Annotated in this window: 6 protein-coding genes; all 6 read right to left on the bottom strand. The window is 34.9% G+C overall.

Annotated features, from left to right (window positions below; all coding sequences use genetic code 11):
• On the bottom strand, positions 1 to 542 hold a 542-nt coding region (locus ACN0QX_RS14700; RefSeq protein WP_417198041.1), incomplete at its 3' end, for an SDR family NAD(P)-dependent oxidoreductase.
• A gap of 22 nt (positions 543 to 564) precedes the next feature.
• Positions 565 to 1,836, bottom strand: a complete 1,272-nt coding sequence (locus ACN0QX_RS14705; protein ID WP_417198043.1) for an MFS transporter — start codon at positions 1,834 to 1,836, stop codon at positions 565 to 567.
• Positions 1,837 to 1,839: 3 nt separating this feature from the next.
• Positions 1,840 to 2,208: a cupin domain-containing protein gene (locus ACN0QX_RS14710; RefSeq protein ID WP_417198045.1), complete on the bottom strand. Its 369-nt coding sequence runs from the start codon at positions 2,206 to 2,208 to the stop codon at positions 1,840 to 1,842.
• A 4-nt stretch (positions 2,209 to 2,212) separates the two neighbouring features.
• The gene (locus ACN0QX_RS14715) at positions 2,213 to 4,435 is read right to left on the bottom strand and encodes an alginate lyase family protein (protein ID WP_417198047.1); all 2,223 of its coding nucleotides are present in this window, start codon (positions 4,433 to 4,435) and stop codon (positions 2,213 to 2,215) included.
• Positions 4,436 to 4,463: 28 nt separating this feature from the next.
• Entirely contained in the window at positions 4,464 to 5,915 is a 1,452-nt protein-coding gene (locus ACN0QX_RS14720) for an IPT/TIG domain-containing protein (protein ID WP_417198049.1), read from the bottom strand.
• 34 nt (positions 5,916 to 5,949) lie between these two features.
• On the bottom strand, positions 5,950 to 7,487 hold a 1,538-nt coding region (locus tag ACN0QX_RS14725; protein WP_417198051.1), incomplete at its 5' end, for a chondroitinase-B domain-containing protein.

Here is a 7,487-nt window from a genome sequence, read left to right on the forward strand (position 1 = left end):
CGAATACCATACTCGGCCAAATCTTTTGCTAATGCTCTGGTAATAGCGTGTACAGCTGCTTTTGAAGTACCATAAACTCCTGCTCCAGGTCCGCCTGCATTCCATCCTGCTATAGATGTATAATTGATTATTGATGGATTATCACTCTTTTTTAAATAAGGGATAGCTGCTCTTGAAGCAAAAAATGTTGAATCTAGGTTTAACGCCATTACAAAGCGATAAAACTCTGTGGTCATTTCTTCAAATCTAGACCTTCCGCCTAAACCACCAGCATTATTGATAAGTACATCAATTTTTCCATACTTGTCGCCTATGGTTTTAATGTTGCTATCAACAGCATCTTCTTTGGTAACATCAAAGCCATAATACTCGGCCGTAACACCTTCAGCTGTTAATTCTTCAACGCGTTTTGCGCCTGCTTCATCATCAATACCATTTAAAATTACAGTGTAACCATCTTTACCTAATCGTTTGGCTACCTGAAAACCAATACCTCCTGTAGCTCCTGTTATTACTGCTATTTTTTCGTTTGATTTACTCATCGTTTCTCTTTGTTTTTTTCTATTATTTTTTGATTACGGGTTCTATTTTTTTGATAAGCACTATGATTGACAAGATTGCCAGTGGTGCTAAAACTGCTATAATTATAAAAGCAGGTGTATATGATGTTTGTGTGATTTTTGGAATAAGCCAGTTCATAATAATCACTGAAAATGCAGCAACACTTCCGGCTAAACCTGCTAATGTTCCAACTGATGGACCTCTGAATAAATCACTTGATATGGTTTGAATATTTCCAATTGAAAATTGAAAACCGAAAAGCACTATACCTACAATGTAGATAAAGGTCATTGGGTTGTTTTCGTCTACCAAGAAAATAATACCTAATAGCCCTATAAATATTAGAGCACATCCTATAGCAATTGATATTTTACGTGCAGCATCTACAGATTTTGTTTCCATAAGTTTACCACAATACCAGCCTCCTAAAAGGCTTCCTGCCATTCCACCTACATAAGAAATCCATATAGTTGAACCTATTTCGGCTATACTAAAATTGTATTTAGAATTAAGATATAAAGGCATCCAACCAACGAATAGCCACCATATTGGTTCTATAAAAAATCGGCACATTAAAACGCCCCAAGATTCTTTGTGTTTTAAAATTTGCCCAACACTTAATCCTTTTTTGTTACTTGTTTCAGTTGGTTTTTCAATACTTCCTGAAAGAATAAGGTTACGTTCTTTTTCTGTAATCCAAGGATGTTTATCTGGTGTAGATTTATTGATAATTAACCACGGAATAATCCAAATTAAACCTACAACACCAATTATGATGTATGTTGATCGCCATCCGAAATGTCCGTATAAGTAAGCAATAAGAACTGGTGCCACGATGCTACCTAATGATGCGCCAGTATTAAAAATACCTTGAGCGATTGCACGCTGCTTTACAGGAAACCATTCGGCATTACTTTTTACTGCTCCTGGCCAATTACCTGCTTCGCCTAGTCCTAATAATCCTCTAAATAATGAGAGCGATACTAATCCTTTTGCAAAGGCGTGAAAGATGGATGCTACAGACCAAACAGTTATAGACACCACAAATCCTAAACGAGAGCCAATCATATCGTACAACTTGCCCGAAAGAAATTTACCCAAAGCATAAGTAACCATAAAAATGTTAAGCATTATGGCATAGTCTGCTTCGTCCATACCAAGATCCTTACCCATTTCTGGCCACATTACGCCAAAGGCAGTTCTGTCTATATAATTAATTACGGTAGCAATGCAAATCAATGCAATGACCCACCAACGTATTCCTTTTACTTTCAAAATTTATTTTTTTGAGTGATTAACATCCAAGAAATCTTCTCGCATAGGACTAAAAACATCTATCAACATTCCTTTTTCTAAACATTCTGCTCCGTGAGACACATTTGGCGGAATGTAAAAACCATCGCCTGCTTTTAGCACTCGTTCTTGTCCGTCAATGTTTACTTTAAAAGCTCCTGAAACTACGTAGGTTGTTTGTGCGTGAAAATGGTCGTGAATGTATCCTATTGCGCCTTCTTCAAACATTACTTTTACCATCATAATTTGGGTATCGTAACCTACAAATTGGCGTTTAATGCCTTCGCCCGCTGGTTCCCAAGGTTTTTCTTCTGATTTAAAAAAGACGTCGCTTAAAATTTTTTGATATTTCATCTGTTTATTTTGATTGGGTTTTTAATAGATATACACCTTGCCAATTGTAGGTTTCTCCATCTATGGCAAGAGTATGATTTGTTGTTTTTGTTGCTTGTTTATTGGTTGTGATAAAGCGCTTGTTTTCTCCGTTTTTAAATTTGAAATCAATCGCTATATAATCGGCATCTTGATATGCAATCTCTAAACTTTCTAAATTTGAATTTGGACTTTGAACCGTTTCCATTTTAGGGTTGAAGTTGCCGTGAGGTTCTATAATACTCACAAAAGTTGTGTTTGATACATCTTGCTTTCTTACGATATATCCTGCCTCATTTCTTAAATTAAAATTTGGGTCGTTTGCACCCATTTGTGTTAGGATAAATTCTGTTTTATCATCAGCTATTGTTGCTATTGAATAAAATTTATTTTGCTGTAAAAACGTTAATCGAGACACATTACCTTTAGCTTTTCCTGATGCCAATTTGTATAAATGCTGATATCCGTTTTTGGTACCAAGAGGCGATAGATTTTCTTCTTTTTCGTAATTAAACCCTGTATCCATCAATTGTCCCATATATTGAAAATTAAGGTCGTATTGATGTTTGTTAGGCGATGATGCGTGAAAAATATCTAACATAAACGGTTGCTCATCTTCTAATGAAATCATTGCCATTGTACGTTGTAATACAACATCCTCATAAGCATTTGTTTCTTTTGCTGAAACCACTTGAACATTGTTGTTATCCAAATCTGAAAACACCAAGATTGGTGCGTGTTTTTCAGACTCGCTTACTTTTGCGTTGCACTGTGATGTTTCGTCAACAATTAACGTGTTATGCGCAATAGTTTGTTTAGCAAAACTTTTGTTTTCTGGCAGATATCTTCCGCCTTCTTTTGCTTCTACATTTAAAAAACGAGCAGCTCCATAATCTTGTAATACTTCACGTCCGTCATCATAAAGCATAAAGGAAAGTCTATCAAAATGGCCGTGTCCCATTCCTTGAGAGGCAAATTTGAAAACGGCATTTAGCTGTCCAGTTTTTGATGATGGCATACGCATTAATGCCAAGCCACCTTGGTCGCCATTAGCGCCATCTTTTATAAGCATTGGCGGACGGTTATATGCGTTTATTGAATGTTCCTGAACAGCTTTTGCCGAGACTAATCCAGCATTGGTAAGCGTTACTTTATTATGTGCTTTTATAACAGGAAGTATGTTTTCATCTTTATAGCGTTCGTAAGCTATGTTTGCTGCAAACACAAGCTCCTGACTGTAAAAATCTTTGTCTTTTATTGCATCATTAAACGGATAAAACAACCCGTTTTTATTGGTAAGCTGTAAAATGGTATTTACAGACTTGTGCAATAGATTATTTCGGTATTTAAAAATTTCAATTTCTGGTTGATTTTCCTCAATTGCTTCAGCAAAAACAATAAATGGCAACATTGCATAACGCTGATAGTATGGCCCTTCGGAATAATAACCATCTGGCGAAAACAATGTGTTCATTTGTTTTAAAAACCCTGTTGTATCATCCTTTTTACTTCCGTGAATAGCACGTTCTACCATATCCTTGTCTTCTAAAACATATCCTGTCATACCAACAGCAGCAACAGACCACGTACCGTGATTATGAACCTTGTTGAATGTTTCATAAGAATCTTCGCTCAAAAACTTTGCAACGTTTTTAAGTAATTGGTTTTCTATTGTAGTTTTGTTTTCTTCAGAAATATGAGAACGTACCAAATCATAGGCTTGAATGGTGTAGAACAACCAAACCGATTCATTTAAACCTTGCCAAAATAATTTTCCAGCAGGGTGGTTTTCCTTGCTTTTAGGATGTAAAGGCAAACTTGGATACATTGCTGCATATTGCAATAACATATCTTCAACATACTTGGCATATTTTTCGTCTTTAGTGATGCTATAAATTGTTGCAGCCGCATACATATCAGCATAATTCTTTTTATGCTTTTCGTGTGTGTAGCCTCCGCCTGGGTCTTTTGGAATTGGTAATTCAATTCCGTTTGCCAATGCTTTATCCGCATCATTTAACACCTTATCAAAAGACGTTTTTAGCAACGCATTACTAGACAAATCATTTGCTATGTTTGAAGCTGAATGACTTGACAAGATTAACTTGGTTTCTTGTGCATTGCTTACTTGTTTTTCGGATTTTGACGAATCGCAAGCCAACAACACAACTAGTAGAAATAAAGAGCAATATGTTTTTAAATAGGTCATTTATAAATTGAAATCTGTTATGAAAATATTATCCTGCTGAACCAAATTGGTCTGTTACATCAATAGCTCCGAATTCTGTTAAAACTGAATCTGTAACAATAATCCAATCTAGGTTTACTTTAATAGGGAAATCTGTAGCTCCTGATCCTGTATTGAACCTAAACTCAAATGTTGAACCTACCGAGCTAATACTTGGAATGAAGCCATTTAACCTAACCGCAAATAACTGCCAGCCATTGCCTGTATTAGTATCAGAGCCTGAAAGCTGTCTTCTGTTTGCTGAAGAAGTCCCACCAATATAAATCTTGAAAATTGGTTCTGTTCCTTCGGTATTCATCCAGAAATGTAATACTGGATTGCTTCCAAAATTGCCAGCATCAATCATATTTGGCCACGTATCATTAACTGTTTCGTTGTGCAATCTCATTCTAGCAATGGTGCTACCTGTTCCTGTATTCATATTAAGATTATAGTATGAAGTCCCTGGGAAAGGTGGTTGCTCAACTGTTCCATTTAATTGTTGAGTTGCCAATGGATCTTTAGAAAAATCGATGACAAAAACGTCTTCAGAATACGAATCGAATTCTATATAACTTTCAAATTGACCATTAATGTATGGCACATCTGCTTGAGTGATTTCGCCAGCAGTTCCGTAGTTGATTACAATATCTTGGTAACCTGTTACTACGCCAGATGGCACATTAAAACTTACTGAAGTTGCCGAAGCTGTGTTTAACGTTACGTCTTCGCCTCCAACGCTTACTCCTGTGATTAAATTCATATCTGTACCAACGATGGTTACTTCATTATCTCTACTCATTAGCGATGGCCAATTAGAAATAATTGGTGTTGGAATAAGAATATTAAAACTACTGCTCAATTGCTCTGTAACTTCTCCTGATGACGAATTGTAATAATAGTTAACCTCAACAGGCGAATTCTCATTATTAGGAACACTTACTACCAGAGCTTGGTCTTCTTGAAATTGAATAATACCATCCATGTCTCCAAAAGAGATTCTTGTAATACTTTCGAGATTATTTCCCTCTAAAGTGATGTTTTCGTTTACGGTAGCACTACTTGGAAAGGTAGATGTTACATTAGGCGTAGGATACGTTACTGTTAACTCACTTGGAGAAACAGCTTCTTTACCTGCAGAAGTGATAATTTTCACAATGCCTGTAGATGCCTGTGGGGCAACTTCAATTTGTAAAGTACTACCATTAATACGTTGAGTAATCTGACATTCTACATCACCAATAAAAGCTTTGTCTGCAAAGTTTAGATACGTCCCTGAAATGGTTACGTTTGTTAAAATATCAGCTGATTCTGGTGACACTGAAACAATAGTTGGTTGCGCAGCTAAAATTTCCTCAACAGTTTTGTCTACTTCGGTATCTGCATCACAGGCTGAAAATAAATTCAAAAATATACTTGTGATGAGTATAAATAACAGTGAATAAAGGATTCTTGTTTTCATTGTTTTAGGTTTTTAAAATAGTTTGTTAGTTTTCTTAATAAATAACTCCAATATCTTTTCCATCTGTTGCTGCACTCTTTAATTCAGAATTACTTTTAAGATGAAAACTTTTAGTGTCTTCCCATTTTGGATTGGTTATTTTTATATTATTAGATTTTGCTTTGCTTGACGTTTTAAGTTCTCCGGAGTTAAATACCACAGAGTTTTCTACTTTATTATTTGCTCCTTTTAATATTGCAGAATACTTTGAGTAAGGGCTTTGTGCAAAAATTGAATTTGAAATATTTACTGTTACAATTCCATTGGTTCTTAAAGCTCTTCCCTTTTCGTCATTATAAACATTATAGAATACGCAATGATCTATGTTTAATTGACCTCCAAGAGTTGACTCATCATTTCCGCCTCTATAATAGTTTACAGCAAACTCTTCAACATCCTTAAAAATGGTATTTTTAATATTGATTACCTCGGCGTTGTATTTGCCTATATCATCTTTTTCATAACCTAGATTAAGACCTCTAACTGTTTTCTCAATTCTACTATTTGTGATTTGGATAGTATCAGCAAATGTTCCTTTGTAAGCTTTAAAAATAGAGGATCCTTTATCTTCAAATCCATGAACATAAACGTTGTCCATTTTAAAATTATACGATTTTGACGTAGGTGTATTTTGCGAAATAACAGCATATCTTACCGCTTTTTCTTTTGAAGCATCTAACTCTAAAGATTTTAATTGAAATGTATATCCTTCGTTAATTTTAAAGATATATCCTGGTGCTTTTTCTAAATTATCACTTATTGAGATTTTTGTATCATTCATGCCTGCACCTTCAATGATAAGGTTTGATGATATTTGCATACCTCTTGTTAGTGTGTATTCTCCTGCTTGTAATTTTAAAACCGTATAATCTTGAGCTCTTTTTACTGCTTTTACAAGTGTATTCTCTCCTGGCTCAACCTTTACTTCTTTATATTTTTGAGATGTATTATTTTTATCACTTGCTTTAGGTTTATCTAGTTGCCAAGTTACTCCTGGTTTTATACTTAAAGCTACAGGCATTTTTTTATTTCCTGGAACAATAGCGCCTGCTCTTACTTTAGTTCTTATAACCCCGGTTAAATCTGTTCGTAATGGTCTAGTGGTTTTATTTGCTTGTAATACTGAATCACTACTTAATGAAGGTATTGGATACATTTCCAAGTTTTCCCATTCAAAATTTACTTTATCAAATCCGTTTTGATCAACTTCAATGGCTCCCTGAATTTTATTTCCTGAAAATGAAATACCTGAAATATCATCTGAAATAGTAAATAAGTCTACTGGTAACGAGCTATAAAATAAATTATTTGCTAGTGTAGTATTTATTGGAGTAGCTGACCGTTCTTGATCACTGCCTTCACATAATTCTAGGCTACTGCAATTAATGAAAGTGTTATTTTGAATCATAACATCTTTTACTTGATTATATCTGTTTGCAGGACCATTTGGCACGCCATTCATAATTACTAATGGCGCTCTAAATCCGTCTCCTTTTAAGCCAATCATTAAATTATTTTGAATTATATGACCTT

The organism is Bizionia sp. (assembly GCF_048259285.1).
GTDB lineage: Bacteria > Bacteroidota > Bacteroidia > Flavobacteriales > Flavobacteriaceae > Algorimicrobium > Algorimicrobium hallyeonense.

Coding starts and splice junctions, on each gene's coding strand:
- ACN0QX_RS14710 (WP_417198045.1), bottom strand. CDS start 2,208: ATGAAATATCAAAAAATTTTAAGCGACGTCTTTTTTAAATCAGAAGAA.
- ACN0QX_RS14715 (WP_417198047.1), bottom strand. CDS start 4,435: ATGACCTATTTAAAAACATATTGCTCTTTATTTCTACTAGTTGTGTTG.
- ACN0QX_RS14720 (WP_417198049.1), bottom strand. CDS start 5,915: ATGAAAACAAGAATCCTTTATTCACTGTTATTTATACTCATCACAAGT.